28 protein-coding genes are annotated in these 25,114 nt (G+C 69.8%); 17 read left to right on the plus strand and 11 right to left on the minus strand.

Features of this window, described 5'->3' with window-relative positions; translation table 11 throughout:
• Positions 1-71 precede the first annotated feature (71 nt).
• Entirely contained in the window at positions 72-701 is a 630-nt protein-coding gene (locus tag ACLF3G_RS21815; protein WP_430671521.1) for a cysteine hydrolase family protein, read from the minus strand.
• Positions 701-1,720 carry an ABC transporter substrate-binding protein gene (locus ACLF3G_RS21820; RefSeq protein WP_430671522.1) on the minus strand — a complete coding sequence of 340 codons (1,020 nt, stop codon included), beginning with the start codon at positions 1,718-1,720 and terminating at the stop codon, positions 701-703. Before ACLF3G_RS21820 ends, ACLF3G_RS21815 begins: the two co-directional genes overlap by 1 nt.
• Before the next feature lie 355 nt (positions 1,721-2,075).
• Here ACLF3G_RS21820 and ACLF3G_RS21825 point away from each other — a divergent pair, with 355 nt between their 5' ends.
• Genes ACLF3G_RS21825 through arsJ form a run of 5 tightly spaced genes read left to right on the plus strand, consistent with a single transcriptional unit; the run spans position 2,076 to position 6,441 of the window.
• Positions 2,076-3,161, plus strand: a complete 1,086-nt coding sequence (locus tag ACLF3G_RS21825) for a site-specific integrase (protein ID WP_430671523.1) — start codon at positions 2,076-2,078, stop codon at positions 3,159-3,161.
• Positions 3,162-3,208: 47 nt separating this feature from the next.
• Positions 3,209-4,126 carry a metalloregulator ArsR/SmtB family transcription factor gene (locus ACLF3G_RS21830; RefSeq protein ID WP_430671524.1) on the plus strand — a complete coding sequence of 306 codons (918 nt, stop codon included), beginning with the start codon at positions 3,209-3,211 and terminating at the stop codon, positions 4,124-4,126.
• Between the two features lie 22 nt (positions 4,127-4,148).
• Positions 4,149-4,664, plus strand: a complete 516-nt coding sequence (locus ACLF3G_RS21835) for a glyceraldehyde 3-phosphate dehydrogenase NAD-binding domain-containing protein (RefSeq protein ID WP_430671525.1) — start codon at positions 4,149-4,151, stop codon at positions 4,662-4,664.
• Positions 4,661-5,188, plus strand: a complete 528-nt coding sequence (locus ACLF3G_RS21840) for a hypothetical protein (RefSeq protein ID WP_430671526.1) — start codon at positions 4,661-4,663, stop codon at positions 5,186-5,188. Before ACLF3G_RS21835 ends, ACLF3G_RS21840 begins: the two co-directional genes overlap by 4 nt.
• Positions 5,185-6,441, plus strand: a complete 1,257-nt coding sequence (gene arsJ, locus ACLF3G_RS21845; protein WP_430671527.1) for an organoarsenical effux MFS transporter ArsJ — start codon at positions 5,185-5,187, stop codon at positions 6,439-6,441. Before ACLF3G_RS21840 ends, arsJ begins: the two co-directional genes overlap by 4 nt.
• Here arsJ and ACLF3G_RS21850 read toward each other — a convergent pair.
• The 6 genes from ACLF3G_RS21850 to ACLF3G_RS21875 are packed head-to-tail and all read right to left on the minus strand — an operon-like array spanning position 6,404 to position 12,231.
• Entirely contained in the window at positions 6,404-7,321 is a 918-nt protein-coding gene (locus ACLF3G_RS21850; RefSeq protein ID WP_430671528.1) for an aldolase, read from the minus strand. The genes arsJ and ACLF3G_RS21850 overlap by 38 nt on opposite strands.
• 43 nt (positions 7,322-7,364) lie before the next feature.
• Positions 7,365-8,300: a PfkB family carbohydrate kinase gene (locus ACLF3G_RS21855; protein WP_430671529.1), complete on the minus strand. Its 936-nt coding sequence runs from the start codon at positions 8,298-8,300 to the stop codon at positions 7,365-7,367.
• The gene (locus ACLF3G_RS21860; RefSeq protein ID WP_430671530.1) at positions 8,297-9,265 is read right to left on the minus strand and encodes an alcohol dehydrogenase catalytic domain-containing protein; all 969 of its coding nucleotides are present in this window, start codon (positions 9,263-9,265) and stop codon (positions 8,297-8,299) included. Before ACLF3G_RS21860 ends, ACLF3G_RS21855 begins: the two co-directional genes overlap by 4 nt.
• The gene (locus tag ACLF3G_RS21865; RefSeq protein ID WP_430671531.1) at positions 9,262-10,077 is read right to left on the minus strand and encodes a carbohydrate ABC transporter permease; all 816 of its coding nucleotides are present in this window, start codon (positions 10,075-10,077) and stop codon (positions 9,262-9,264) included. Before ACLF3G_RS21865 ends, ACLF3G_RS21860 begins: the two co-directional genes overlap by 4 nt.
• Positions 10,071-10,868, minus strand: coding sequence for a carbohydrate ABC transporter permease (locus ACLF3G_RS21870; protein ID WP_430671532.1), 798 nt, complete (start codon positions 10,866-10,868; stop codon positions 10,071-10,073). The genes ACLF3G_RS21865 and ACLF3G_RS21870 overlap by 7 nt, the downstream gene beginning before the upstream one ends.
• A 55-nt stretch (positions 10,869-10,923) precedes the next feature.
• Entirely contained in the window at positions 10,924-12,231 is a 1,308-nt protein-coding gene (locus ACLF3G_RS21875) for an ABC transporter substrate-binding protein (RefSeq protein ID WP_430671533.1), read from the minus strand.
• Between the two features lie 173 nt (positions 12,232-12,404).
• Between ACLF3G_RS21875 and ACLF3G_RS21880 the strand changes: the two genes are divergently transcribed.
• From ACLF3G_RS21880 to ACLF3G_RS21890, 3 genes are all read left to right on the plus strand, one after another.
• Entirely contained in the window at positions 12,405-13,169 is a 765-nt protein-coding gene (locus tag ACLF3G_RS21880; RefSeq protein WP_430671534.1) for a DeoR/GlpR family DNA-binding transcription regulator, read from the plus strand.
• A gap of 18 nt (positions 13,170-13,187) precedes the next feature.
• On the plus strand, positions 13,188-14,663 hold the full coding sequence (locus ACLF3G_RS21885) for a mannitol dehydrogenase family protein (protein WP_430671535.1): 1,476 nt from the start codon (positions 13,188-13,190) through the stop codon (positions 14,661-14,663).
• A gap of 131 nt (positions 14,664-14,794) precedes the next feature.
• Complete coding sequence (locus ACLF3G_RS21890) at positions 14,795-16,492, plus strand: GMC oxidoreductase (protein WP_430671536.1); 1,698 nt, start codon at positions 14,795-14,797, stop codon at positions 16,490-16,492.
• Positions 16,493-16,532: 40 nt separating this feature from the next.
• Here ACLF3G_RS21890 and ACLF3G_RS21895 read toward each other — a convergent pair whose 3' ends face one another.
• The gene (locus ACLF3G_RS21895) at positions 16,533-17,159 is read right to left on the minus strand and encodes an aspartate/glutamate racemase family protein (protein WP_430671537.1); all 627 of its coding nucleotides are present in this window, start codon (positions 17,157-17,159) and stop codon (positions 16,533-16,535) included.
• A 118-nt stretch (positions 17,160-17,277) separates the two neighbouring features.
• On the opposite strand from ACLF3G_RS21895, the gene ACLF3G_RS21900 reads away from it, so the two are divergent.
• From ACLF3G_RS21900 to ACLF3G_RS21920, 5 genes are all read left to right on the plus strand, one after another.
• Entirely contained in the window at positions 17,278-17,985 is a 708-nt protein-coding gene (locus tag ACLF3G_RS21900) for a substrate-binding domain-containing protein (protein ID WP_430671538.1), read from the plus strand.
• 864 nt (positions 17,986-18,849) lie between these two features.
• Positions 18,850-19,239 (plus strand): hypothetical protein, encoded by a 390-nt coding sequence (locus ACLF3G_RS21905; protein ID WP_430671539.1) that lies wholly within the window; start codon positions 18,850-18,852, stop codon positions 19,237-19,239.
• A 322-nt stretch (positions 19,240-19,561) separates the two neighbouring features.
• Positions 19,562-19,861, plus strand: a complete 300-nt coding sequence (locus ACLF3G_RS21910; protein WP_430671540.1) for a hypothetical protein — start codon at positions 19,562-19,564, stop codon at positions 19,859-19,861.
• 498 nt (positions 19,862-20,359) lie between these two features.
• Complete coding sequence (locus ACLF3G_RS21915; RefSeq protein ID WP_430671541.1) at positions 20,360-20,566, plus strand: hypothetical protein; 207 nt, start codon at positions 20,360-20,362, stop codon at positions 20,564-20,566.
• A gap of 9 nt (positions 20,567-20,575) precedes the next feature.
• Entirely contained in the window at positions 20,576-20,845 is a 270-nt protein-coding gene (locus tag ACLF3G_RS21920; RefSeq protein ID WP_430671542.1) for a hypothetical protein, read from the plus strand.
• On the opposite strand, the gene ACLF3G_RS21925 is transcribed toward ACLF3G_RS21920, so the two are convergent.
• Complete coding sequence (locus tag ACLF3G_RS21925; protein WP_430671543.1) at positions 20,826-21,659, minus strand: DUF1206 domain-containing protein; 834 nt, start codon at positions 21,657-21,659, stop codon at positions 20,826-20,828. The two genes, ACLF3G_RS21920 and ACLF3G_RS21925, sit on opposite strands and share 20 nt — an antisense overlap.
• A 298-nt stretch (positions 21,660-21,957) precedes the next feature.
• Here ACLF3G_RS21925 and ACLF3G_RS21930 point away from each other — a divergent pair, with 298 nt between their 5' ends.
• Positions 21,958-22,407, plus strand: a complete 450-nt coding sequence (locus ACLF3G_RS21930; protein ID WP_430671544.1) for an N-acetyltransferase family protein — start codon at positions 21,958-21,960, stop codon at positions 22,405-22,407.
• A 158-nt stretch (positions 22,408-22,565) separates the two neighbouring features.
• The gene (locus ACLF3G_RS21935) at positions 22,566-23,111 is read left to right on the plus strand and encodes a hypothetical protein (RefSeq protein WP_430671545.1); all 546 of its coding nucleotides are present in this window, start codon (positions 22,566-22,568) and stop codon (positions 23,109-23,111) included.
• Positions 23,112-23,165: 54 nt separating this feature from the next.
• Here the strand turns inward: ACLF3G_RS21935 and ACLF3G_RS21940 are convergent, their stop codons facing one another.
• Entirely contained in the window at positions 23,166-23,972 is an 807-nt protein-coding gene (locus tag ACLF3G_RS21940) for an exodeoxyribonuclease III (protein ID WP_430671546.1), read from the minus strand.
• Between the two features lie 119 nt (positions 23,973-24,091).
• On the opposite strand from ACLF3G_RS21940, the gene ACLF3G_RS21945 reads away from it, so the two are divergent.
• Both ACLF3G_RS21945 and ACLF3G_RS21950 read left to right on the plus strand, forming a co-directional pair.
• The gene (locus ACLF3G_RS21945) at positions 24,092-24,715 is read left to right on the plus strand and encodes an alpha/beta hydrolase family protein (protein WP_430671549.1); all 624 of its coding nucleotides are present in this window, start codon (positions 24,092-24,094) and stop codon (positions 24,713-24,715) included.
• Positions 24,716-24,731: 16 nt separating this feature from the next.
• A complete protein-coding gene (locus ACLF3G_RS21950) occupies positions 24,732-24,869 on the plus strand; it encodes a hypothetical protein (protein WP_430671547.1) in 138 nt (45 codons plus the stop codon).
• The last annotated feature ends 245 nt before the right edge of the window (positions 24,870-25,114 follow it).

The raw sequence follows: 25,114 nt of genomic DNA on the forward strand, positions 1-25,114 counted from the left end.
TCCCGGCGCCATGCGTGCAGCCTGCATCCGACGAGGATCGCGCGTCACCAGGCGCCTGTCTATTGCACGGGTCAGGGCAGGGGGAAGTTTGCCTCCCCGGTTGCGATCGCGTCCATGGCCTGGTTGGCGCCGAGGATGCGGGCGAAGCCGAAGGCCATGGCAGCGAGCGAGGCATCGTGGCGCGCGAGGTCGAAATCCGCAACGGCATCGCGGACGACGAAGGTCCGGATATCCCGCTGCGCCGAATCCCGCACGGTGCTCTCAACACACATGGATGTTGTCACGCCGCCGACCATCAGCCCACGGATGCCGCGCGTGGCCAGCACGACATCCAGCGCGGTCCCGAAGAACGCCGAGTAGCGTGGCTTGTCGATCACCACGTCCACCGGCTCGACACCGGCGTCCGGCGGAATCTCGACATCCTCGCTGCCGCGGGCCAGCGCGCCGATCTCGCCGAGACGTGGCCGGAGTTCCGTGGTGAGCAGCCCGCCATCGGCGTGATCCGCGCGCAGGACATGCCGCGTCCAGATCACCGGCATGCCCACTTCCCGCGCGGCGCGTGCCAGGGCATAGCCCTGCCGTGCGGCGGCGGCGCAGGCCGAGACGTCGCGTCCCTGGGCGGCGACGAAGCCCTGGCTGTGCAGGAAGCCCCGCTGGTAGTCCACCAGCAGCAGCGCGGCCTCCGCACGCCGGAAGCGCATCAGGCGAGTGCGCGGTTGACGAAGTCGTTGGTGTAAAGCGTCTCCGCCTTCAGCCCCGGCGGGGTGAACCCGGCCGCCGCCATCAGGTCGTAGCCGCGCTGCCAGCGCTCCGGCACGTTGCGCAGGATGTTCTCGCGTCCCGCGGTCAGCCAGAACTGCATCTCGTTACGCAGGATCAGCGGTGCGGTGGCGGCGTTGCGCATCTCCGCGATCTCGAAGCCGCGCAGGTTGGCCAGGGTCTTCGAAAGGTCCGTATCCGCCAGCATGTCGTCAAGCGACAGCTTTACGGCCCGCAGGAACCGCACAATCAGGTCGCCATTCTGCGCCAGCGTGGACCGCCGGGCGATATAGCACTGCCCGGGGATCGGGGCGACGTCGTCCGTGTTCCAGGAGACATGAGGCGTGTTGGCGGCCTGGAGCGCGATCGGCACGCCAGCCGAGACGATGTAGCCATCGATCCGCCCCTGCTCGATCAGCTGCAACCCGGCCGGCGAGTTCGGTGCCACCTGTCGCGCCACCCGCGCCCGGTCCACGCCGCGCGCCTGCAGCATCACGTCGAGCACGATCTCCGTCGCACCGCCCACCGACAGGACGCCGATGGTCTTGCCCGCCATGTCTTCGGGTGTGCGGATCGGCTTGGACGGGGCGCTGATGACGTAGAAGGGCGAGCCCTGGCTGATGGTGCCCACCGCGATGAGGTCATCGCCACCGGGCCGCGAGGAAGCGCGGATGTGGTCCCCTACGCCGGTACGGGACAGCAGCCCGCCACCGCCGACGATCTGCTGCACAGCCATGGCGGAGCCGCGACCCTGCTCGATGGTGACGTCGAGCCCCGCGCGCTCGAAATAGCCGCCGCCCTTGGCATTCAGCACGTCGACGAAGGCCAGGATGTAGGAAAACGGCGTGATGAAGGTCATCGCGCGCGTCGATTGTGCACGGGTGTCGCGCAGCGTGAGGGCGATCAGCCCGCCGGACCCCAGTGCAAGTGCAGCCCGGCGCGTGGCGTTCGGTGCTGACATGTTGATCCCCTCGCTGTGCGACACGAGGATGAAACTCTAACGCCTGCGGGGTCAATGCCGCTCGCGTGAACCGCCCACGGATGCTTCTCCCCGCAGAGCAGGAGGCCGTCAGCGGCTCGATCCCGGCAAACGCGTCCCGCGGCACCAGACTTGGCCGCGGCCCCCAGGGGCTTGGCCCCGGGTCGCCCGGAGCCGCGCCAGCCTTGCTCGGCGGCTAACGTCGACCGGCTCCAGCCGTCGCGGCCAAGGGCCCCCTCCCCGACTGCTTTGATGAAGCTACTACCCATAATGCGTCTTGTCGGTAGTAGGTATTTCGTTTTATATCAATCTCGTAGCTACGATCTGGAGATGCCACTTGGACGCCCTCATCCTCTCCACCCATGATCGGAACCAGACCCCTGCCCCGCTCGGCGCCGCCCCCGCCACTGTGGCACGCTGGTTCGATACCGCGGCCGAGGCCGCCGCTCCAGTCTCCGATGGCACGCTGGCTGGCGACCAGGCGGCCGCGGAAACCTTCCGGCGGCTCGCCACCGCCGCCAACACCCGCAGCGCCTACCGATCCGCCGTGCGCGCCTGGTGCGCCTGGTGCCAGGTGCATGGCCGCCCGGCGCTGCCGGCCGACGCCGCCGACGTGGCCGCCTTCCTGGCCGGTGAGCGCGCCCGCGGGCTGGCCGCGCCGACCCTGGTGCTGCGTCGCGCCGCGCTGCGCTACCTCCATCGCGCCGCGGGCCTGCCGACGCCCACCGACGACCTCCGCGTCGCCCAGACCCTGGCCGGCATTTCCCGTGCCGCCGCCGCCGCCGGCGAGACGCCCAGGAAGGTCGCGGCGGCCACCGACGCGATCCTGCGCCAGCTGCTGGCGCCGATCCCCGGCGACCTGCGCGGCCTGCGCGACCGCGCCCTGCTGATCGTGGGCTTTGCCGGGGCCCTGCGCCGCGCCGAGATCGCGGCCATCCGGGTCGAACGCCTGGCGCCGACGGAACGCGGCCTGGTGCTGGAACTTCCGCAGAGCAAGGGCAGCCAGGCCGCGGCGGTGCGCATCCCCCTGCCCTATGGCAGCACCGAACTCTGCCCGGTTCGCGCCATCCGCAACTGGCGTGCCGCGGCGGCGATCGAGGCCGGGCCGTTGTTCCGCCGCCTCTGGGCGCCGGGGCCGGCACGGCCGGGCCAGCCTGCGGTCCCGCCCCGACTTGGCACCGCACCGCTGTCGCCACAATCGGTCGGCGACATCGTCCAGGCCCGTGCCGCGGCGGCCGGCTTCGATCCCGCGGCCTTTGGCGGCCACAGCCTGAAGCGTGGCGCGCTCACCACCGGCATGAGCCGCGGCGCCCACCCCGCGCAGCTCAAGCGCCTCGGGCGCCACAAGCGCTTCGATACGCTGGGCGAGTACCTTGAGTTTGGAGACCTCTTCGAGGGGCATCCGCTGAAAGGGGCGCTGTAGGACGGCTGCAAGGGGCTGCTGCGTGCGGATTCTGCCCGAAGCCGCCGGTGTCGCAGCGTCACGCAAGCTTCACGCTGATGTCTCGTCCCTTCGACTATGTTGGAAACATGGATGTAGGACAGGCCGTTTTGGGCTTCATGGCGCTGGGTCAGGAGACCCGGCTCGAGCTCATGCGCACCCTGCTGGTCGCCGGCCCCTCGGGCCTCGCCGCCGGGGACATCGCAGCGCGCCTCGGCGTGCCGGCCTCGACCCTGTCCTTCCACCTCCGCGCCCTGGAGCAGGCCGGCCTCGTCGCCGCCACGCGTCACGGGCGTAGCCTGGTCTACGCCCCGCAGATCGCCGCCCTCCGCGCCCTGGTCGCCTTCCTCGCCGAGGCCTGCTGCGGCGGTGAGCCGGACCGCTGCGGCGACCTCAACCGTCTGTTCGACACTGGAAGGGAGACCGCCCGCATGCAGCCGCCCGTGTTCAACGTGCTGTTCCTCTGCACCCGCAACTCCGCCCGCTCGATCATGGCCGAGGCGATCCTTGGCCGGATCGGCGAAGGCCGCTTCCGCGCCTTCTCCGCCGGATCGGACCCGTCGCAGGACGGCCCCCTGCCGGAGGTGCTGCAGCAGCTGAAGGCGCTCGGCCACGAGGTCTCCGCGCTGCGCTCGAAATCCTGGGACGCCCTGACCGGTCCCGGCGCGCCGCGCATGGATTTCGTCGTGGCGCTGTGTGACACGCTGGCCGGGCAGGCCTGTCCGGATTTCGGCGACACCGTGATCACCGCCGCCTGGCCGCTGCCCGACCCCGCAAAGTTCAGCGGCAGCCCGCCGGAACGCGCGACGCTGCTCAACGAGCTCTACGCGGCGCTGCACCGCCGCCTGTCCATCTTCACCAGCCTGCCCTTCGGCACCCTGGACCGCATGGCGCTGAAGGCGCGGCTCGACGAACTGGCGCAGCCGCAGGGGCTGGCGCGGGCATGATGGCCAAGTCTGGACTACGCATATGAGAGTCGGCATCTCCGGCATGGGCCGGATCGGGCGGCTCGCACTCCGCGCGGCGATGGGTGCGGCCGAGCGCCAGCCCGAGGATCCGCGCGCCGGCAACCGGCTGGAGGTCGTGCACCTCAACGAGATCAAGGGCGGTGCGGCCGCCTGCGCCCACCTGCTGGAATTCGACAGCGTGCAGGGCCGCTGGCGCGCGCCCATCGCGGCACAGGGCGACGCCATCCGCATCGGCGAGCGCCGCCTGGGCTTTTCCGAGCACGTCAGGCCGACCGACATCCCCTGGGGCGAGCTGGGCGTCGATGTGGTGCTGGACTGCACGGGGAAGTTCCTCGACCCGGCGACCTTGCAGGGCCATCTCGATCGTGGCGCGAAACGCGTTATCGTCGCGGCACCGGTGAAGTTCGACGGCGTGCTGAATGTCGTGGTTGGCGTCAATCACCACCTGTCGACCCGGCGCGGCACCCGATCGTCACCGCAGCCTCCTGCACCACCAACTGCCTCGCCCCGGTGGTGAAGGTGGTGCATGAGGCGATCGGCATCCGGCACGGCCAGATCACCACCATCCACGACCCGACCAACACCAACGTCGTCGTCGACGCCCCGCACAAGGATCTTCGGCGCGCCAGGTCGGCCATGCTGAGCCTGCAACCGACGACGACGGGCAGCGCTACGGCCATCGCGCTGATCTACCCGGAGCTGCGCGGCAAGCTGGACGGCCACGCCGTGCGCGCGCCGGTGCTGAACGCCTCCCTCACCGACTGCGTCTTCGAGATGCGGCGGGAGACCAGCGCCGAGGAGGTCAACGCGCTGTTCGCCGCCGCCGCCGCCGGCCCCCTCGCCGGCATCCTCGGCCATGAGACCCGGCCGCTGGTCAGCGCCGATTATGCCCGCGACACCCGCAGTTCCATCATCGACGCGCCGAGCACCCTGGTGACCGATGGCACGCTGCTCAAGGTCTACGCCTGGTACGACAACGAGATGGGCTATGCCTGCCGCATGGTGGACCTCGCCTGCCACATGGCGGAGGCCGGGATTTGAGCGGCAGCGCCCTCGCGTCCCCCGGCTCCGGCACGCGCAACTACGCCATCGTCACCGCCGCCTATTGGGGCTTCACGCTGACCGACGGCGCGCTGCGCATGCTGGTGCTGCTGCACTTCTTCCGGCTCGGCTACTCCCCCTTCACGCTGGCCTTCCTGTTCCTGCTGTACGAGGCGGCGGGCATCGGCGCGAACCTGGTCGGCGGATGGCTTGCCGTGCGCTTCGGCATCGCGCGGATGCTGGCGGTGGGGCTTGCCACGCAGATCCTGGGCTTCCTGATGCTGTCGGCGATGTCGCCGGGCTGGACGGCGGCGGCTTCGGTCGCCTGGGTCGTGGCGGCCCAGGGCGTCTGTGGCGTCGCCAAGGACCTGACCAAGACGGCGAGCAAATCCGCCATCAAGCTGACCGCCGGCGAGGCCTCCGGCCGGCTGTTCCGCTGGGTGGCATTCTTCACCGGCAGCAAGAACGCGATGAAGGGCCTCGGCTTCTTCCTGGGCGGCCTGCTGCTGGAGGTGCTGGGCTTCCGCGGCGCGCTGTGGGCCATGGCGGCGGGGCTGGCGCTGATCCTGGCCGGCGTGGTGCTCGCCCTGCCGCCGCTGATGGGCCGGGCGAAGGCCTCGGAGACGACCAGGGAGTTGTTCGCCAGGAACCGCGGCGTGAACCTGCTGGCGGCAGCGCGGGTCTTCCTGTTCGGCGCCCGCGACGTGTGGTTCGTGGTCGGCCTGCCCGTCTTCCTCTATGCCGCTGGCTGGAGCTTCACCATGGTGGGTGGGTTCCTTGCGCTGTGGACCATCGGCTACGGCGTGGTGCAGGCGGCCGCGCCGGGGCTGGTAGGGCGCAGCGCCGACGGGCTTTCCGCCGAGGTTCCCGCTGCGCGGCTGTGGTCCCTGGCGCTGGCGCTGGTGCCCGTGGCGTTGACTGGCGTGGTGCTGGCGGAGGTGCCGCGGCCGGACCTGGTGGTGGCTGCGGGGCTGGCGGTGTTCGGCTTCGTCTTCGCCGTCAACTCCTCCGTCCACTCCTACCTCGTGCTGGCCTATGCCGGGTCGGAGAAGGCGGCGGAGGATGTCGGCTTCTACTATGCCGCCAACGCCGCCGGCCGCTTCGGCGGAACCCTGCTCTCGGGGCTGCTGTATGGCTGGGGCGGGCTCGCGGCCTGCCTGGCCGGGTCGGCGATCATGCTCGCGGCGTGCTGGGCGGTGACGCTGGGGTTGCCGCTCAATCGTGCGGCGTCCGGGGCCGGGCGCCGGGGCTGAACCCGCCCGCGACCCGGTCCACGACCTCCACCAGGCGCTGCAGGCGCGGAACGGCATCCTCCCGGAGCGCGGCCTCGATATCGGGGCGCCCGATGACGGTGCGCCACACGGCGCGCCCTGCGAGGAATCCGGATGCGCCTTCGCGGCAGGCCCATTCGACGGCCTGCGGAAAGTCGTCTGGCGCGACGCCCGAGGACAGCACGACCCATGGACCGTTCACGGTGCGGGTCAACTCCGCGCAGGCCCGCCGGACCTCCGCCTCCGCGCCCTTGCCGAACAGCGGCATCTCGGCCTTGTAGATGTCGGCGCCGCGATCGCCGAGTTCGCGTGCGGCCGGCAGGATGCCCTCGGCCGGATTCCAGGCGCGGCCGTCGCGCGGCTTGCGGCAGACCGGCTCGACGATGCTGGCGAGGCCGGCGGCGCGGCAGCGGGCGATGAAGTCATCGACCAGCGCGACGCGTGGCTCGGCCGGATCGTCCGGCCGCCAGATGACCAGCAGCTTCAGCGCCACGGCGCCATCGGCCCGAACCTTCGCCGGCAGCACCGCCTCGTCGATGCGGGAGTCGGCGACGAGTTCCCCGGGTCCAGGCACCAGCACATCCGCGGCGGCGATCAGGGCGCAGCCTGGCGCCACCGCGTGCTCCGCAATCGCGCGGTCCCAGGCCAGCTCCCGGTCCAGCAGCGCCGCAGAAGCATGCGGCGTCAGCGCCCGCAACGCCGCCATCTTGAAATCCGACATCGTCCGGTCGCTCACCGGCCCATCCTGATGTTCGGCCAGCATGGCCCGCAGACCTTCCCGCTGGTCCACCGCCAGCATGGCGAAGGCGCCGGAAGGGCGGGCCAGGGCGCTGAGGTCGATTCCCCGGGCGGTCTTCATCATCGTGCTCTCCCCTGTCCTGATCGGACGCATTTCTGCGGCGGCCTCATGTCCAACCCTCATGAACCAGCGCCTCGACTGCGGCGCGGTCCGGCATGCCCTGCCATCCGGCGCCGCGCTGCGCCTTCAGCGCCGCCGCGGCCGTGGCGAAGCGGGCGGCCTCCTGCACCTCGCGCGCCTCGGCCAGCGCCAGCGCAAAGGCGCCGTGGAACACATCGCCGCAGCCGGTGGTGTCACGGGCCGCGATGCGCGGTGCGGCCAGGGTTGCCGAGCCGCCCGGCCGCCACCAGAGGCTGCCCCGCGCCCCGAGCGTCACCGCGAGCGATCCGCCCGGGCCGCAGGCCGGCAGGTCGCGGAGGCGCGTGGCGGCGGCGGCAAGGCCCGCGGCGGGGTCATCGGCGCCGGTAAACTCGGCCAGGCCGCGCTGGGAGAAGATGACGTGGTCGGTGACCGGTGCCAGGTCCGCGATCGTGCCGGCGGCCGCGACATCGGCGTCCAGCACACGCGGGATGCCGCGTGCGCCGGCCAGGCGGAGCAGCCGCTCCGCCCCGGCCGGCCAGCGGGGGTCGGCCAGGACGGCACCGGCGCCATCGAGCCGGGCCTCGGCCAGCGCCGAGGCCTCCGGCAGCCCGTCACCGGGGAAGACCGCCAGCACACGCTCGCCTTCCGCATCGACCAGCACCCCGGAGATGGGGGTGCGCCCGCCCGGCGCCGGCGTCACATCCACCACCTGCACGCCGCGCTGCCGGAGCAGCGCGAGCAGCGTGGCGCCCGGCCCATCCTCTCCCAGCCGCCCATGCCACAGCGCGGCACCGCCAAGCGCGGCGACGGCGACCGCCGCGGTGGCCGCCATGCCGCCGCCCGTCTCCCTGAACCCGTGCGACAGGTACTTCCCTGGGGCGGGCGGCAGCGCCGGCAATTCCCAGACCTGGTCCAGCACGGCGATGCCGACGCAGACCACGCGGCCACGGCTGCCCGTCACGGCCCCGGCGCCAGCACGGGCTTCAGCTTCTCGCCCCGCGCAAAGGCGGCGAACAGGGTCTCCAGCCCGTCCAACCCGGCTCGGTCATCGACCAGCCGCTCGTAATCCGCGCGGTCGGCGCGCAGCAATGCGAGGTTCGCCGCAAAGTCGCCGATCGGGAAGTAGAAGGATCGCAGCAGGAAGAAGTCCTTCAGCCGGATCGACCGCGTCTCCGTGATCGTCCAGGCATCGGATTCCCCGAGCTGCAGGATCACGCCCTCCACCCCTACGGCCTCCAGCGCCACCTGCCGTGCCGCGTCCTTGCCCGTCGCCTCGACCACCAGGGCGAAGCGGCCCGCCGCCGCGGCGTCGGCCGATACCGGCTCGGCGCCCAGGGTGGCGGCGAAGCCGGACCGGTAGGCCACCGGATCCACCACCGAGATCGGCCCGAACCCCATGCGGCGCAGTACCAGGATGGCACCGAGCCCGATCGGCCCGGCCCCCAGCACCAGCGCCGGCCCGTCCTGCACCAGGCGGCTGGCGAGGCGGACGCCATGCGCCGTGGTGCCGATGGTATCGAGCAGCAGCGGCGCGAGATGGTCCGGCACGTCGTCCGGCAGCGGCAGCAGGCAACGCTCCGGCACTGCCACGGCCTCCGCATAGCCGCCGTGGCGCTGCCAGCCGACGAGTTCGCGGCTGGTCTCACAGAGATGGGTGCGCCCGCTGGTGCAGGCCTCGCAGCGGCCGCAGAACACCGGGATGTAGACCGCGACGCGCTGCCCGTGCCGCGCATGCCCCGGCTGGTCGACGATGCCGGCGATCTCGTGGCCCGGCGTGAACGGCCAGCCGCGCCGCAGCGGGCGCAAATCGCTGCCGCACAGGGCGCAGGCGGCGACGCGCACCGTGACCTCGCCCGCCACCGGGGCGGGATCGGCCGCTTCCTCCACCCTGATCCGGCCCTCGCCGTGGAAACGCGCTGCTCTCATCCCTTCACCGCTCCCGCCGCAAGCCCGCCGACGAGGCGGCGCTGGATCAACATGGTCAGGACCAGGGGCGGCGTGGCGATGACCACGGCGGCCGCCATCAGCGCGCCCCAGTTGGTCACGCCCTCGCCCACGAAATTGAAGCTTGCGACGATCGCCGTCTTGCTCTCGATGCCCGACAGCACCAGCGCGAACAGGAAGTAGTTCCAGGAGAAGACGAAGGACAGGATCGCCGCCACCACGATGCCCGGCACCACCAGCGGCAGCACGACCAGCCGCAGCACCTGGTCCTGCCGCGCCCCGTCGATATGCGCGCTTTCCACCAGTTCACGCGGGATGCCCTCGAGGTAGGGCAGCAGCACCCAGATGGTGACGGGCAGCGTGATGACGGCGTGGGTCAGCACCAGGACGGTCCGCGTGCCGGTCAGCCCGACCTCGGTGAACATGATCAGCCAGGGCAGCAGGAACAGCGTCCCTGGCGCCATGCGGGCGAACAGCGTGGCCGTCGCCGGCCAGGTCATGCGGTGCCAGGCCATGGCGAAGGCTGCCGGAAAGCCGAGCGCCAGGCCGAGCAGGGCGGAGCCACCTGCCACGACGAAGCTGTTCCAGGTGTAGTCCAGGAAGTCGCCACGGCCGAACAGCTCGACGAAGTTCTCCAGCGTCGGCGTGAAGACCAATTTCGGCGGCAGCGCCGCCACCTCCGTCCGCGTCTTGAAGGCGCTCAGCACCACCCAGGCGACCGGCGCGACGAGCACCGCCAGCACCAGCACCAGGGACGCGGTATCGGCCGCGCGCCAGAACCGCCGCCCTACCATGTCACGGCCCGGCGCAGCCGCGCGAAGGCGAGGACGGAGCCGAAGACGATGGCCGAGAGCGTGACCATGATGGCGCTGGCATAGCCGATGTCGAAGAATTCGAAGCCACGGCGATAGGCCAGGATGTTCAGCGTGGTGCTCGCCGTGCCGGGGCCGCCCTGAGTCGTGATGTAGATCACGTCGAAGAAGCGCAGCAGGTCCACGCTGCGCAGCACCGCGGCGGTCACCAGCGTCGGGCCGAGCAGCGGCAGGGTGATGCGGCGGAAGCGCTGCCAGCCCTGCGCGCCGTCCACCTCCGCCGCCTCGAACACCTCCGTCGGCAGGGACAGGTAGCCGCCCATGACGATCAGCGCGACGAAGGGCGTCCACTGCCAGGTGTCGATGGCCGCGACCGTCAGGATCACGGTGTCCGGATCCGCCAGCCACAGGCGCGGCGGCAGGCCGAGCTGCATCAGGATCCAGTTGGCGATGCCGAAGGAGGGATCGAGGATGACGATGGCCATCATGCCGATCACCACCGGCGGCAGCATGAAGGGCGAGACCAGGATGGTCCGCACCAGGCCGCGCGCGCGGCGGGACCGTGCGAGCAGCAGTCCAAGCCAGGTGCCGATGACGAGCTGCGCGCCGAGCGAGATGACGTACAGCGTCAGGGTCAGCCGCAGCCCGTTCCAGAAATCGGCATCGGCCGCCAGGCGCGCGTAGTTGGCGCCGCCGTTCAGCCGCGGCGCCTGTCCGAGTGCCACCTCGGACAGGGACAGCCACACCGCGTAGCCGAATGGGAAGACGATCATAACGCCCGCGAAGACCAGCGCGGGCGCCACCATCCAGCGATAAGAGGCGCCGCGCCTACTGGAGCTTCGCAAGCTCTGCATCCGCCGTGCGGGCCGCCTCGGCCGGCGTTGCGCGGCCGAGGACCACCTGCTGCACGGCATCGCCGATCTTCTCGCGCGCTTCCGGAATGCGGTCGGTCGGCGGCTGGAACACGCCGGTGCCCTCCCGGCCCAGCTGCACCAGCGCATCGGCCCAGGCGCGGCGGATCGGCTGTTCCGCCGCCCAGGCCTCGAAGGCCGGGCCGCGAAAGACCGAGGCGCGGGGCGGCGCGACGCCGGCCGAGACCAGCTTGGCCTGCGTATCCTTGGACGTCGCCCACTGCAGGAACGTCCAGGCGGCGGGCTGGCGACGCGAATGGCTGGAGATCGAGATGCCCCAGCCGATCGCCGCCGGCTTTGAAATGCCGCTTTCCCGTCCCGGCGGCAGCACCTTCACGCCGAGGTCGTTGGCACGGCCCGGGAAGCGCATGATGTTGGCAAACTCGTTGCTGCTTTCGTGCACCATGGCGACGCGGCCCGAGCCCAGCAGCTCGATCACCTGGGTGAAGGTGTGATTCAGCGCGCCGGGCGGGCCGTAATCCTTCAGCAGGTTCGCATACATCTCCAGCCCGCGGATGCTGCCGGGCTGCGACAGGCCGGGCTTGCCATCGGCCGTGACGACGGACCCGCCGAGGTTGTTGACGAAGCCGATGAAGGCGTAGGGGATGGCGGTGCGCAGGCCGCGGGCCGACCAGGGGATGATGCTGGTATCGCCCGCCTTGATCGCCGCGGCCGCCGCCGGAATGTCCTCCAGGAAGCGCGGCTCGGCAATGCCCAGGCGCTCGAACACGTCCTTTCGCCAGTAGAATAGCGGCCCCTCCTGGTTGATCGGCACCGCGACCACCTGGCCCTCGAAGGTATTGGCGCCCTGGATGGAGGCGGAGAAGTCGGCCGCGTCGTAGTCCGGGGCGGTAAGTGCGGGGTCCGCCAGCAGCGGCGCCAGGTCGGCATACCAGCCGGCGCGCCGGAACACCGGCCCCTCCCGGCTCGCCAGCGTCATGAAGACGTCGAGGTCGGCGGAGCGACCCTGCATGAAGGTCGTCAGCCGGGCGCGAAACTGCTCCTCGTTGAAGATCTCGATCCGGGTGCGGATGCCGGTGCGGGCGGTGAACTCCGCCACCAGCTCGCGCATCGCCTGTGACCAGGGGTGGTTGTTGAACATCAGGTTGATGGTCTGGCCGTCCTGCCGCCGCCAGTCGAAGGCACTGGTCTGGGCGCGCGCCGGCGCCGTTCCGGCGGCCGTTGCGATCGACAAGGCGCCACCGATGAGCTCACGCCGCTTCATGGCCGTTCTCCCCATCCCGCGGTGGACCGCGGTGATCTTGTTGCAGTCGGCACATCACGCGCCTTGTTGCGGAGCGGATTGAAGACGCCCTATGTTCGATTCCGCAAGTGGATTTTCGTTTTCGCGCTCAGATTTCCGCCGACGGAACGAGGGCGAGGGAAGGACGCGCAGGGATGGGCGCCGACAGCCGGCATGCAGGAATCCTCGACACGCTGCGCCGCCGCGGCGGCTATGCGGGCATCGAGGAGCTGGCGATCGGCCTGTCCGTCACGCCGCAGACCATCCGGCGCGACCTGTCGGAACTGGCCGGCAAGGGCGTGCTGCGTCGCCACCATGGCGGCGCCAGCCTGCCCTCCTCCATCGCCAACACCGACTATGCCGTGCGTCACGTGGAGAACAGCGCCGCGAAGGCACGGATCGCGGAGGCCGCGGCCACGCTGGTGCCGGATGGATCCTCGCTGTTCCTGACCCTCGGCACGACGGTGGAGGCGACGGCCGCGGCTCTGGCCGCGACGCATCGCGACCTGCTCGTGGTCACCAACAGCAGCGCGGCAGCCCGCATCCTCGGCGCCGCGCCAGGGATGAAGGTGCACCTGCTGGGTGGCGCCTGGCAGGCGCGCAATGGCGGGCTGACCGGCGCGACGGCGGCCGAGATGGCCGGACGCTGGCGCTGCGACGCGCTGCTGACCGGCGTCGGCGCCATCGGCGCGGATGGCTGGCTGCTCGACTACCACGAGGACGAGGTGGCGGTGGCGCGCGCCATGCTCGCGGGCGCCGGGCGCCTTCTCGTCGTGGCGGATGCCACGAAATTTCGCCGCGCCGCGCCCTGCCGCGTGGCGCGGCCTGGGCGCGGTGCCATGGTGGTCACGGATGCCGCCGCCCCGGCCGCCACCGGCAAGGCGCTGCGGGCGGCGGGGGCAGAGGTTCTGGTCGTCTGAAAGGCCAAGGAGGAAAGCGTGATCGAACTCAGCCGCGCGACGCTGCGGGCCGTGCCGGCCGCGGTGCGGACCCCGTCCTACAACCCGGCCGCAGTGCGCGCCGGTATCGTGCATCTCGGCCCTGGCAACTTCCACCGGGCCCACATGGCCCGCTACACGCACGACCTGATGGAACGCCGCGCCGAGGCCCTGTCCTGGGGCATCCTCGGCGCCGGCCTGATGCCGACGGATCGGCGGATCATCGAAGCGCTGGCGCCGCAGGATGGGCTGTACACACTGCTCGAGCGCGGCGAGGGAGAGGAAGGCGCGACGGTGATCGGCTCCCTGGCCGGCCTGATCGACGCCGCATCCTCCCCAGCCGCCCTGCTGCGCGCGATGGATGCGCCGGAGATCCGCATCGTCAGCCTGACCGTGACTGAAAACGGCTACTGCGTGGACCGCGCGACCAAGCAACTGGACCCGCAGACCCCGGCGATCCGCGCGGACTTGGCCGCGCCGCAGGCGCCGCGCTCCGCCATCGGCCTGATCGTGGAGGCGCTGCGCCGCCGCCGCGATTCCGGCGGGCCCGCCTTCACGGCGATGTCCTGCGACAACATCCAGCACAATGGCCGCGTGCTGCGCGACGCCGTGCTGGCCTTCGCGGAGATGCGCGACCCGGCGCTGGCGCGTTGGATCTCGGCCGAAGCCGCCTTTCCATCCAGCATGGTGGACCGCATCACGCCCGGCACGACGGAGGAGGACCGGCAGGCGCTGGCGGCGCGGCACGGCCTGCGCGACCGCTGGCCGGTACCCTGCGAGACCTTCCGCCAATGGGTGATCGAGGACCACTTCGCCGCCGGCCGCCCGCCCTGGGAGGAGGTGGGCGCGCAACTCGTCCCGGATGTCGGGCCCTATGAATTCATGAAGCTGCGCCTGCTGAATGCCAGCCATCATACCGTGGCGGGCCTCGGACGGCTGCTCGGCCATGCCCATGTCTCGGATTGCCTGGCGGATGCAGACCTGGCGGCACTGATGCGGGCGGTGATGGACCGCGAGACCGGCCCGACCGTACCGCCGGTGCCGGGCGTCGACCTCGAGGCCTACAAGCGCAGCCTCGTCGCGCGCTTTGCCAACCCCGCCATCCGCGACACGCCGGCCCGCATCGTGGCCGATGGATCCCCCACCATTCTGCTCGACCCGCTGCGTGACCGCTTGCGCGACGGCCTGCCGGTGGATCTTCTCGCGCTTGCGGTCGCCGCGTGGATGCGCTGCGCGGCCGGGGAGGACGAGGCCGGCCAGCCGATCCTGCTGCGGCACGCGCTGGCCCCGCTGCTGCGGCAGCGGGCGCTGGAGGGCGGGCCGGACCCGGCCCCACTGCTCTCGGTTGAGGCGGTGTTCGGCGACCTCGGCACACGGCCGGCCTTCGTCGCGCCGCTGCGACGATGGCTGCACGCGCTGCATACGACCGGCGCCCGCCGAACCCTCGTCGCGGCGCGGGAGGTGCTGGCGTTTTAGGGAAGGCCTTCAGCCGGGGCCGGTTCATCGGCAGGTCAGGGACCGGCGCCACGCCACGGCTGTAGCATCAGGCCGCACTGAAATCGTAGCCTCGCGCCGGCAGGATCACACCGCGCGCGGAGTGCATCAGGATGACGTTCACCCCCGGAACCTTCCCGAACTTCATCGCCGACCTGAACCCCGTGTTCCAGAGGGTCTCGCCCTCCTACACCGGCGCCAGCGGCGACTTCGACATCATCATCGTCGGCTCGGGCATCGGCGGCGGCGTGCTAGCGGATGCCCTCGCCGACATGCAGGACGGGCGGAGGATCCTGGTGCTGGAGGCCGGCACCTTCCTCTACCCGACTCATGTCTACAACTGCGCCCGCCTGTCCAACGACCAGGTGGCCAAGCGCTTCGGCTGCCGGACGTTCTGGCAGGCGGCGCAGCGCGGAGACGACGGCAACCCCTTCTTCATCGGCGAGTTCCCGCAGATGAACCTGGGCGGCCGCTCCATCTTCTGGTCCGGCCTGATACCTACCTTGCAGGACTGGGAGCTGGACTTCTTCCCCGACAAGGTGCGCGCCGCGTTCACCAGCGGCCTGCTGGACGAGGCGGGCAGGAAGATGAACCAGTCGCTGACGCTCGGCGACGTCGCCGAAGGCATCGTGCAACGCCTCCGCGCGACCGACCTCGCGGCGGATTTCGAGATCGTGCAGACGCCGCGCGCCCTGGACCAGCCCTATCTGCAAGCCAGCGGCGAGGCGGCGAAGGATTTTCCGCGCGAGTCCACCGGCGTGTTCAACACCGCCGAGTTGCTGGTGAACCAGCTCAAGCTCTCCGGCGACCACAATTCCGGCGCGGAGCCGCAGGGTCTGAAGATGCTGTTGAACCACTATGTCGAGGACGTCATCCGGATTCCGGATCCGGACGGGCGCCTAGAGGTGGTGTCGCGCAACACGCTGACCGGCGAGGCCCGCTTCTTCCGGGCGAAAACCGTGGTGCTGGCGGGCGGGTCGATCGAGAGCCCCAAGCTCCTGCGGCGCAGCACCATCGGCCGGACGCTCGACCAGTCGGTGCAGGACCTCATCGGGGTGGGGCTGACTGACCATCCGACCACGGGCGTGTTCCACAGCCAGGCCACTCACATCGCGGGCCTTGCGATCCCGCGGGGCATATCGGCCAAGATCATCCTCTACAGCCGAGGGCTGGCGGGAGACGGCGCGGCGGTGCGCTATCCCTTCAACATCGAGATGAATGTCAACCACGAGTACTGGCACCTGCGGGAGAACGACCCGTCCTCGCCCAGCGAGCCTTTCCCGGCCGCGGGCCCCCCCTCCATCGAGATCAAGTTCAGCTTCGGAAATCCGTTGGACCCGGACAACGCGATCCTCTCGGCGGACCACCTCGGCTACGTCCCCGAGATCCGTTTCCGGAACCAGAGCCACACGGACCACCTGCGCAGGAACCGCTTCCCCGCCCTGGCTGGTTGGCCGGAGAGGACCGACCAGGAGATCTTCGACCTCATCAACGGGATGGCGCGCAGGGTCATTGGGAAGTTCGACAACAACGGCGTCGCCGCGACGCCGTGGGAGACGATGGGCCAGGACGGCCACGGCTTTGGCTGGGGCACGGTCCACCACGCGGTCGGGTCGCTGCGCATGCCGAGCAAGGCGCGCCATGACCAGGACTTCACCCCCGGCGTCGTCGAGGAGAACCTCGAGGTCCGCGGCGGGCAAGGGCGAGGGCTCTACGTGTGCGACATGTCCGTGATGCCCTTCTCCGCGGCGGCCAACCCGGTGCGGCACCTGGTTGCGCTGGCGTTGCGCCTGGCCAAGGAGATCGGCTGACGCCCCGGCCGGGAGACGTCGATCATTCCCGGCGAACCAGTCAGCTGCCCGCGCGGGCCTCGATCATCTCCCGCATGCGCAGAACGGCCGCATCCGGCGCCGTCAGCACCGGGACGTCCACGACCCTGCGCACCGCCGCCGCGGCGCGGGAGGTGGAGAAGTGGGCGAGCATGATGGCGTCGTACCCGGCAAGGTCTGGCGCGCGCTCGGCGACCAGGCGGTTGTGTGAATCCGCATCGCCCTTCTTCAGCAGGTCCATGGCATCTGCCACCAGCACGGTGGTCAGGCTCGCCGGCCGGCCGCTGCGGGCGACGAATTCGTCGAATTCCTCCGTCATCGTGCCGACGGATGGCCCGAAGGTCGCCAGCATGCCAACGCGTCCGCCCTGCGCGATCGCCGCCTGGAACATCGCCTCGTTCGGCTTCAGCACGGGGATGGGAAGCGCCTCGATCATGCGGTCGATCGCCGGGCCGAAGGCGGAGCAGGTCACCAGGATGCCGTCCGCGCCCATGCGGTGGCCATAGGTCCCGAAGGCCACGAAGCGCTCGATCATCGCCTCGGTCAGCTCCGATACGCGTGCGCGGTCGAGGGAGAGGCCATCGTCCAGCAGGTTGACGGTCTCCGCCTCCGGCCAGCGTTCCGCGAAGGCGGACTGGATCGGCTGCATGGCGACGGGAGTTGCGTGAAGGAGCACGATGCGGCAGGGCATGGGAGGACCTTGTTGCTGGCAGACCGCCAGGCTTGTACGGGGCCAGCCTATACCCATCGGAGGAGATGCAGAACCCATGGCCAATCTGTCGGGCGCGACGCTCCAGATCCTGTCAGGGCTCGCCGTACGCGGTGCCTTCGAGGGCGGGATCGTGGCGGATTACGAGGCGAGCACCGGAAACAGGGTGGTGGTCGACTGGGTGCCGACCACGCTGATCATGACCAAGGTCGCCGCCGGCGAGCAGGCTGACATTCTCGTGCTGATCAAGGCCTCGATGGACGAGCTGGTCGAGCAGGGCAAGGTCGATCCGGCGACGCGGGTGGAGGTGGCGCATTCCCGCCTCGGCCTCGCCGTGGCAGCCGGTGCGCCGCATCCGGCAATCGATACCATCGAGGCGTTCAAGGCGGCGCTGCTGCAGGCGCGGTCCGTCGCCTATTCACGCGCCGGGGCCAGCGGCATCCACCTCGAGAAGGTGATCGATCGCCTTGGCATCGCCGATGCCGTCCGCAGCCGCGCCACGGTGATCCCGGCCGGGTTCACCGCCGAAAAGCTGGTGACCGGGGAGGCGGATCTCGCCGTGCAGCAGGTGAGTGAGTTGATGGTCGTCCCCGGCATCGAGGTGGTCGGGAAATTCCCGGAGGAGCTGCAGCAGGTCTCGTCCTTCTCGGCGGCAATGATGGCGCAATCGCCGAACCGCGCCGCGGCCGAGGCATTCCTTGCGGCGCTGAAGGGCGAACGGGCGAGAGCCGCCTATTTGGCGAGCGGGGTTGATCCCGCGACCTGACGGTCAAGGACCGGCGCGCTCACCAGCTTCCTGAAGCGCTGCCCTTCCCCCCCTGACCGGGATTCACCTGTAAGGAGAGCTGGCGCAGGGCCCCAAAGGAGGGAGATCTGCCGTAGCCTGATCGTCGCCGAAAGCGCACTTCTATCGCTGGCGATCGAGCATGGCGGCCGGAAGGTGGACTAGGCGCGGCAGCTGAAGGATCTCGAGCGCGAGAACCCGCGGCTGAAGCGGGGGGTGGCGAGTTGACGCTCGACAGGCAGATCATGAAGGAAGCCGCCGAGGGGACTTCCAGGTCCTGAGCGCCGCCCGGCCCGCGTGCATGTGCGGTCGGTGCTCGGGGTGTCGAGCGCCTGCGTGCCGCACGCCGGGCCAGCCGCGGCCGATGCAGCGCCGGGCTATCCGCCGCCGGCGAGTTCGCGAGCGTCGATGGCTGTCTCGCGGCGGCATGATGATGCGCCACGGTGTCTGCTGTCCTGCACCATTGCGGGCGCGCCCTCCGCCCTGGGCTGCCAGATAATGCTGGCTTCGGCATGAGGTCCGGTTGGTTCCAGCACCCTGGCGGCGCCCGACAAGGCCTGAGCCAGCCGGCCGGCCAGTGACTGCGGCCTAACATTGACCGCGGGCGGCGCCACGCGTGGTGCAGGTGTCTTGTACCTGAGGTGGAGCGGTCAAAGAGACGCGCCACTCGAAGTTCATGGCAGCAGCAGAACATCACAAAGGCGGGACAATAACCTTTTACTAACTTTCTCAACAATATGTCAAATTTGGAGTGTGCGTCGCTGCGCTACTTCCTTTCTGCCGCCCCCCCCGAGCGGCTGCCTTGCAACCGTAAGGCAAACCCCAGCAGCCATTAGGCCCAGCAAAATGCATATCAGCGCCGCCTTTCGGACCACGGCAGGATTTGCGCCTCGACGTGCCCAACCACTGGATCTGGTCCAGACCGAGCGCGCCGCTACAGCGCATTTCGCCCTCATGCTGCGGCAGGCAATGGGTCACCTGGCGGCGACTGACCGGCCCGTGTTGCTGGTCGTGAACATGTCCTCCGATCTGGCCCGATCATCGGCACGCTTGATCCCTGTGGGTGTTGCAGACGCGATGATGGCCGACGGCGAGACGGCGATCGCATGGTCTCTGCCGGGCGTGCCAACGCAGCAGGCGAAGCGCCGGTCGCTGGCGCTTCGCTTTGCCTCGGTTGCTGCGTCGACTTGGCGGCACCGACGACTGGTCGAGCGGCTCGACCTGGTCGCGGTTTGACGGTCGTGGACGTGGCCTTGATGCTGGTCGTCGGACTGCTGGGCGGTATCCTGGCAACCCCTGTATGGCACAGGCTGATCGCTTGGCGCGCTCAACGCAGTGAGGAATGGGATCCCTACTGACCCCGCTGCGCCCTGCAGCGGTCATCCCTGAACCGCTCGGCGATGTCAGCCTTGGCCGCCGAGCCGGACCTGGAGCAGCACCATAAGCGGCCAGGTCACAGCAGGGCGAACCATGGACTTCGAGTTACCCCTTTTCGCCACACTGCGGCGGCACCGTGCTTGCTACGCTGCAGATATCAGGCACAGGTTGGGACAGGCGCATGAGCGACAGGTGGGATGGTGTCCCCGTCAGGCCGGAGAGCAGCGGCTGGCACTGGGTGGAGGATGCGAGCGGGTTGCGCCCGCTGCTCTGGCGCGGCGACGACTGGCCGGAGACGGTCGATCGGCGGGAGTGGCAGGATGGCGTGGTCGTTTGCGCGCCGGCCGACCTGCGGGGCGACCGTTACTTCGGCCCGGTGGCGATGCCGGAGGCGGTGGCGGACCGGTTTCAGGTGACGCAGATCGCGCCCCCCGCGCCGCGCGGGCCCGGATCCTGGGCGCGCCGGCTCGGCCTGTCATGAGTGGCCGGCAGCCCCGATAGAGGTCTGCGGGCGTCACAGAGGCGCCGGGCATGGACCTTGCCTGAAGGGGCGCCAGGCATCCAAGCGTGGCACGCCAGGCACAGGCGGGCGCGCCTGGCGCCGTGGCTATCCCGCGGAGAAGAGAAGGCTGAAAACGTAGTAGATGCCGATCCAGAGCGGCACGGACATCGCCGGCACAAGTACGATCCCTCTGGCCATCAGAACCCCCTTCTCTCGTTTCCGTGAGAATCCCTAAGGGGTAGTCCCAAATTGCACAAGGAACTTGCGCGTCTCCGCCTGTGCCCTCGCCTCCCCAAACAACGACGAATCGCCCTCCGGTAGCATCGCCGGGAAGTCAAGAAACCAGGGCATGCTAGTTCGTGGCTTTTTGTCGGGTTGCTTACTTGATGCTGTCATCACGGAAACGTGCTGTGGTACCTCCGGCCCGCACGCCGTCCGTCCCTATCGGCCGGCCGCCGCTCCTGGAAGGTCGCAACCATGCAAGAACGCCCTCCCTTCATCGCCGGCTACGTGAAGGTCGAAATCCGCTCGCGCCTCCCCAAGACCTGGGGCTGGTCCATCCTCCGCGAGGCCAACGGCATCGTCCTGCAGCACTTCGACCAGCCCTTCCGCTACGCCGAGGATGCCTGGCAGGCCGGCCAGGCCATGCTCCGGACCCTGACGATCCCGGCCGATGCCGCCTAGCAACCCCCAATGAGCTGGCTGTGGATTCCCCTCCTCCTGCCAGCCGGCGCGGTCGGCGAACAGGACCGGCTCGACGGCCTGGGCTGCGGCGCCAGCGACGACCTCAGCAAGCCGATCCGTCTCGCCGACCGGCTGGTGCGCCTGCGCGCCCGGCCACCGGCGTCCCACGCGGCGGCCGCTGCCGCCCTTGCCACGACCGCCCAGGACCTCGGGGCTGCGCGGTCATGGCGGTCACCGTCCGCGACGGCCGATCAGAGCGTCAGGCCGTGCCTGCCCTGACCGCCGCGGCGACCTCACCGGCCTCGGGCGTGGCGATCCGCCGAAACCGCGCCTGTGCGAAATTGAAGGCGCCGAACGCCGCGAGTCCGAGCGCCACCAGCGCGAACATCGCCCGGCCATAGGGCTGCTGCTGCAGCGCCTCCAGCGCACCACCGAGGCCACGTGCCTCGCTCGGATCTGTCTGCCAGGCTGCGACGAGCAGGAAGCCGCCTACCAGCAGGAACACGACAGCGCGCGCCGCGAAACCAGCCCGGCCGAGCGGGACGACCCAGGATGCGGCCGGACCGCAGGCCAGGTGGCGCCTGAATGAGGCAGTCCACGCCTTCGCCGCCATGCCGATCGCCGCGCCAATGATCGCCAGGCCCACCCCGGCCACCAACCAACGGCCAAAGGGCTGCGCCAGCAGCCAAGCGGTCCAGTCCTGCGCCGATTGCTCTTCATCGGCTCCACGCCCGGTAGCGAAGATCAGGCCAAGGGCAAAGATGCCGAGGCTGACATAGGTAACGCTGGCAAGCGCACGCCCTCCACGAACGGCGAGCGCCTTGGCAGAACGGCCCTCCGCATCCGCGTCGAGCACCGCCTGGCACGCACGCCACAGCGCGAAACCGAAGAGGCCGAGGGCGACGACGACCAGCAGTATCTCGCCGAGCGGCTGCGCCATCAGGGCCTGGAGGGCGCCCTTCGATCCGGTGGCTTCGCCGCCCTGCCCAAATGCCGCGAGCAGGGCGAGCCCCCCGACGATCAGGCTCACGGCGCCACGCGCCGCATAGCCGAGCCTGGCGAGTTGCTCGAGGCGATTCCGGGAGGCCGGCATGCCGCTGTTCCCTTCGTTCCTTGGTCGAAGCATATGGAACGACGCATCAAAGCCGGGGTTCCGGTGCAAGGTCGCTCGCCCTGATCGCCGGACCGGTGCCGGCCGGGTTTCCGTGCAGCACCAGCAGCTTTCGAAGGCTTCTCCTGCGTTCAAAGCAAAGCGCTGCTCACGCCAAGACCGGGTCAGCCCGGACCCAGAACACCGTCGCCAGCGTCCTGATGCGTCGGGCATAACCGCTGTGCCATTGACCTGATCCTTGGTTCATCCACAGGGTCCGTCAAATCCAGGGATCAACGTGTTGACGTCACGCTACGGCCTTGAGATCCGCGCGGCCACGGCAAGCGACGCGCCTGGCTTGGCCACCTTGCTCGCCACGGCAGGGCACGTTACCGACGCGCGTGTGTTGGCAGAACTGATCGTGGCATCGCGCCAGGCATCCTCAACGGCACTTGTGGCCCTGCAATGGGGGCCGCTCAGCGGCCTGGTGGTGATGCATTGGTATCCGACGCTTCGTGCGCCTCGTCCGACAGCGCAAATCACGACACTGCTGGTCAACGCCGAGGAGCGGCGTCAGGGCATTGCGCGCATTCTGGTCAAGACGGCCGCTCAAGCTGCGCGCGTGGCGGGCTGCGGCGACCTGGAAATCCTGGCCCGGCCAGACGCGGCGTCGCTCGATGCGTTTTGCCGAGCCACTGGCTTTGCAGAGGCAGGCCGGATGTTCGTACGGTCACTTCGCAAGCAGGGGTAGCGTGCGCGTTGGTCCAGGCCGAGTTCGCAGGGGTGCCCGTGAATGGCGCAAGCCCGGATCGAGAGGACCAGCGGCCTGTCTGGGCGGAACGGAATGGATGGCCACGAGCACGGCGGGCGCCAAGTGATCGGGCCTGGCACGCAGTAGATGGGATCGTCATGGCAAAGGCCCGCAAGCTGAAGGTGTTCCAGGCCCACTTCGGCTTTTTTGACACCGTCGTGGCAGCGCCGAGCCAGGCCGCGGCGATGCAGGCATGGGGTGTCCATCGAAATGTATTTGCGGACGGGCAGGCAAAGCTCACGACCAATGAGGCGGCCGTTGCGGCGGCAAATGCGCATCCGGGGACGGTTCTGAAGCGGCCTGTCGGCTCCGACGGGCCCTTCGAGGTCGAGCCGACATCGCTTCCCGAACTGCCCGATGTGCCGCCCAGGACGGCGAACCGGCGGACTGGCAAGCCAGCAGCGACCAAGGCGCCACCTCCGCCGCCACCTCCCGACCGATCGATGCTGACCAAGGCCGAAGCGGCGCTGCGTGCCGTCGAAGAGCGGCGCAAGACCGAGGAGGCGAAGTTGGATGAACGCCAGGCAGCCCTGGATGCCGAAAAGGCTGCAGCCGAGGCGAGCTATGTGGAGGTGCGCCGGCTTGCCGAGGCTAAAGTAGCCGCGGCGCAGAAAGCGTACCGCGAGGCGGGTGGTCGCGCCTGAGGCGAGGCTGGTTCGCTGATCCCAGGATGGACCCGATCGGCCACGCCAGGACCGTCAGCGTCTGCGGGCCTGACGCAGCCGCCTCCCTGCGGGGCGTAGTGCGACCCAGGCGGGCGCGTGGTCGCTCGCACCCTGCCAGCCTCGGACCTCACGATCAACGCCCGCGGCCTCCAGCCGCTCACTGAGCGCCGGGCTGAGCAGGATGTGGTCGATCCGCAGACCCGCATCTCGCTGCCAGCGGTCGCGCTTGTAGTCCCAGAATGTGTAGACAGGCCCGCCCGGGTGCCCTGCGCGGATCGCATCGGTCCAGCCCTGCGCGAGCAGTGTGGCAAACGCCGCTCGGCTTTCGGGCTGAAGCAGCGCGTCCTTGGCCCAGGACCTGGACGGATAGATGTCTGCATCCGTGGGTACGACGTTGTAATCGCCGGCGAGCGCGATCGGGATCCCGGCCTGCTGCAAGGTCGCGGCGTGGGCTATCAGCCGCTCGAGCCAAGCCAGCTTGTAGGCGAACTTCGGGCCGGGCTGGGGGTTGCCGTTCGGTGCGTAGAGGCAGCCGATGAGAACGCCGCCGACGGCGGCCTCGATGTACCGGCTTTGCAGATCCTTCGGATCGCCAGGCAGATCCCGGCGGGTCACCACAGGTGCTGCGCCGCGAGCGAGGATCGCGACGCCATTCCAGGTCGGTTGCCCCACCCAGGCCGCGTGGTAGCCTGCCGCCCTGATGGCTTCCGCAGGAAAGGCATTCTGCGCCGCCTTCAGTTCTTGCAGACAGACGACGTCGGGCCGCGCCTCCGCCAACCAGTCGAGCAGGATCTGCAGGCGCTTGTTCACGTTGTTGATGTTGAAGGTGGCTATCTTCACGTGATTGGATCTCGGCTCATGCGCTGTAGGGTCGGCTGTCCCGGGGCCAACGTAGAATGATCGTCGGAGGCGTCATGAAGATCCAGGTCGATGGCGCGCACGGCGTGTCCTCCCTGCTCATGGCGCCGCCACGTCCCGAGGCCTGCCTGGTCCTGGCTCATGGCGCTGGCGCCGGCATGACCCACCCGTTCATGGCCGCGGTGGCCGAGGGGTTAAATGCACGGGGGATCGCCACCTTGCGCTTCCATTTCCCCTCCATGGAGGCAGGCAGCAAGCGGCCGGATCGGCCGCCGCTCGCGCAGGCAACCGTCCGGGCTGCTGTCGATGCGGCGCGCGAGAGACTGCCAAAGGTGCCGCTCTTCGCCGGGGGCAAATCCTTTGGCGGACGCATGACATCGCAGGCACAGGCGGAGGCGCCACTGCCGGATGTCGCGGGGCTGGTCTTCCTGGCCTTCCCGCTGCACCCGGCGGGCAAGCCGAGCGACGAACGGGCGGACCATCTCACGCGGATCAGCGTGCCGATGCTGTTTCTTCAGGGCACGCGTGACGCCCTCGCCGACATGGCACACCTGCGGCCGGTGGTCGCGAAGCTGGGGGAACGGGCGACGCTGGTCGTGTCGGAGCAGGCTGACCACGCCTTCCATGTCCGGTTGAGGTCCGGGCGCACCGATGCCGAAATCCTCCACGAGATGCTCGATCGTGCTGCGGCCTGGATGCGAGGCGTCGCCGCCCAAGCTGCGTGACGGCGACCTGCGCCCCATGACCACGGATCAACAGCCGATCGCCGATGTTGAACATGCGGCCGGCGCCGCGGCGTCAGGCGGACCGTGCAAGGATAGCACCGCTGTTGCAAGCACGGTCGAACGGATTGGCCTGGATCCCGATCCGGGTAATTGACTGAGTCCGCTTCGCTTTATCGCCAGACGTCCGGGGGCGTGCTGCGCCATGCGGAGCTGCTGCTCGCGCATCCGACCCTCGCCCCCAGACTCTCGGCCAGCAACCGCGCGAGCCCGAAAGCGCCCTCGCACGAACGGGCCAACCTCATTCAGTACATCAGCGCCTTGTCCAGCACGTTCCGCATGTCCGCCTGCCGGCCATCCAGCCAGCACTCCAGGTTGTGCAGGAAGATCTCGACGATGCGT

It is taken from the genome of Falsiroseomonas sp. HC035, from assembly GCF_050563525.1.
Lineage (GTDB): Bacteria > Pseudomonadota > Alphaproteobacteria > Acetobacterales > Acetobacteraceae > Falsiroseomonas.

Excerpts from the sequence above, each read along its gene's own strand:
- ACLF3G_RS21900 (WP_430671538.1), top strand. The coding sequence starts at position 17,278 with ATGGCCAATCTGTCGGGCGCGACGCTCCAGATCCTGTCAGGGCTCGCC.
- ACLF3G_RS21890 (WP_430671536.1), top strand. The coding sequence starts at position 14,795 with ATGACGTTCACCCCCGGAACCTTCCCGAACTTCATCGCCGACCTGAAC.
- ACLF3G_RS21945 (WP_430671549.1), top strand. The coding sequence starts at position 24,092 with ATGGCGCCGCCACGTCCCGAGGCCTGCCTGGTCCTGGCTCATGGCGCT.
- ACLF3G_RS21875 (WP_430671533.1), bottom strand. The coding sequence starts at position 12,231 with ATGAAGCGGCGTGAGCTCATCGGTGGCGCCTTGTCGATCGCAACGGCC.
- ACLF3G_RS21880 (WP_430671534.1), top strand. The coding sequence starts at position 12,405 with ATGGGCGCCGACAGCCGGCATGCAGGAATCCTCGACACGCTGCGCCGC.
- ACLF3G_RS21905 (WP_430671539.1), top strand. The coding sequence starts at position 18,850 with ATGCATATCAGCGCCGCCTTTCGGACCACGGCAGGATTTGCGCCTCGA.
- ACLF3G_RS21950 (WP_430671547.1), top strand. The coding sequence starts at position 24,732 with ATGACCACGGATCAACAGCCGATCGCCGATGTTGAACATGCGGCCGGC.
- ACLF3G_RS21925 (WP_430671543.1), bottom strand. The coding sequence starts at position 21,659 with ATGCCGGCCTCCCGGAATCGCCTCGAGCAACTCGCCAGGCTCGGCTAT.
- ACLF3G_RS21910 (WP_430671540.1), top strand. The coding sequence starts at position 19,562 with ATGAGCGACAGGTGGGATGGTGTCCCCGTCAGGCCGGAGAGCAGCGGC.
- ACLF3G_RS21915 (WP_430671541.1), top strand. The coding sequence starts at position 20,360 with ATGCAAGAACGCCCTCCCTTCATCGCCGGCTACGTGAAGGTCGAAATC.
- ACLF3G_RS21920 (WP_430671542.1), top strand. The coding sequence starts at position 20,576 with ATGAGCTGGCTGTGGATTCCCCTCCTCCTGCCAGCCGGCGCGGTCGGC.
- ACLF3G_RS21895 (WP_430671537.1), bottom strand. The coding sequence starts at position 17,159 with ATGCAGCCGATCCAGTCCGCCTTCGCGGAACGCTGGCCGGAGGCGGAG.
- ACLF3G_RS21870 (WP_430671532.1), bottom strand. The coding sequence starts at position 10,868 with ATGATCGTCTTCCCATTCGGCTACGCGGTGTGGCTGTCCCTGTCCGAG.
- ACLF3G_RS21850 (WP_430671528.1), bottom strand. The coding sequence starts at position 7,321 with ATGATGAAGACCGCCCGGGGAATCGACCTCAGCGCCCTGGCCCGCCCT.
- ACLF3G_RS21835 (WP_430671525.1), top strand. The coding sequence starts at position 4,149 with ATGAGAGTCGGCATCTCCGGCATGGGCCGGATCGGGCGGCTCGCACTC.
- ACLF3G_RS21820 (WP_430671522.1), bottom strand. The coding sequence starts at position 1,720 with ATGTCAGCACCGAACGCCACGCGCCGGGCTGCACTTGCACTGGGGTCC.
- ACLF3G_RS21860 (WP_430671530.1), bottom strand. The coding sequence starts at position 9,265 with ATGAGAGCAGCGCGTTTCCACGGCGAGGGCCGGATCAGGGTGGAGGAA.
- ACLF3G_RS21865 (WP_430671531.1), bottom strand. The coding sequence starts at position 10,077 with ATGGTAGGGCGGCGGTTCTGGCGCGCGGCCGATACCGCGTCCCTGGTG.
- ACLF3G_RS21815 (WP_430671521.1), bottom strand. The coding sequence starts at position 701 with ATGCGCTTCCGGCGTGCGGAGGCCGCGCTGCTGCTGGTGGACTACCAG.
- ACLF3G_RS21935 (WP_430671545.1), top strand. The coding sequence starts at position 22,566 with ATGGCAAAGGCCCGCAAGCTGAAGGTGTTCCAGGCCCACTTCGGCTTT.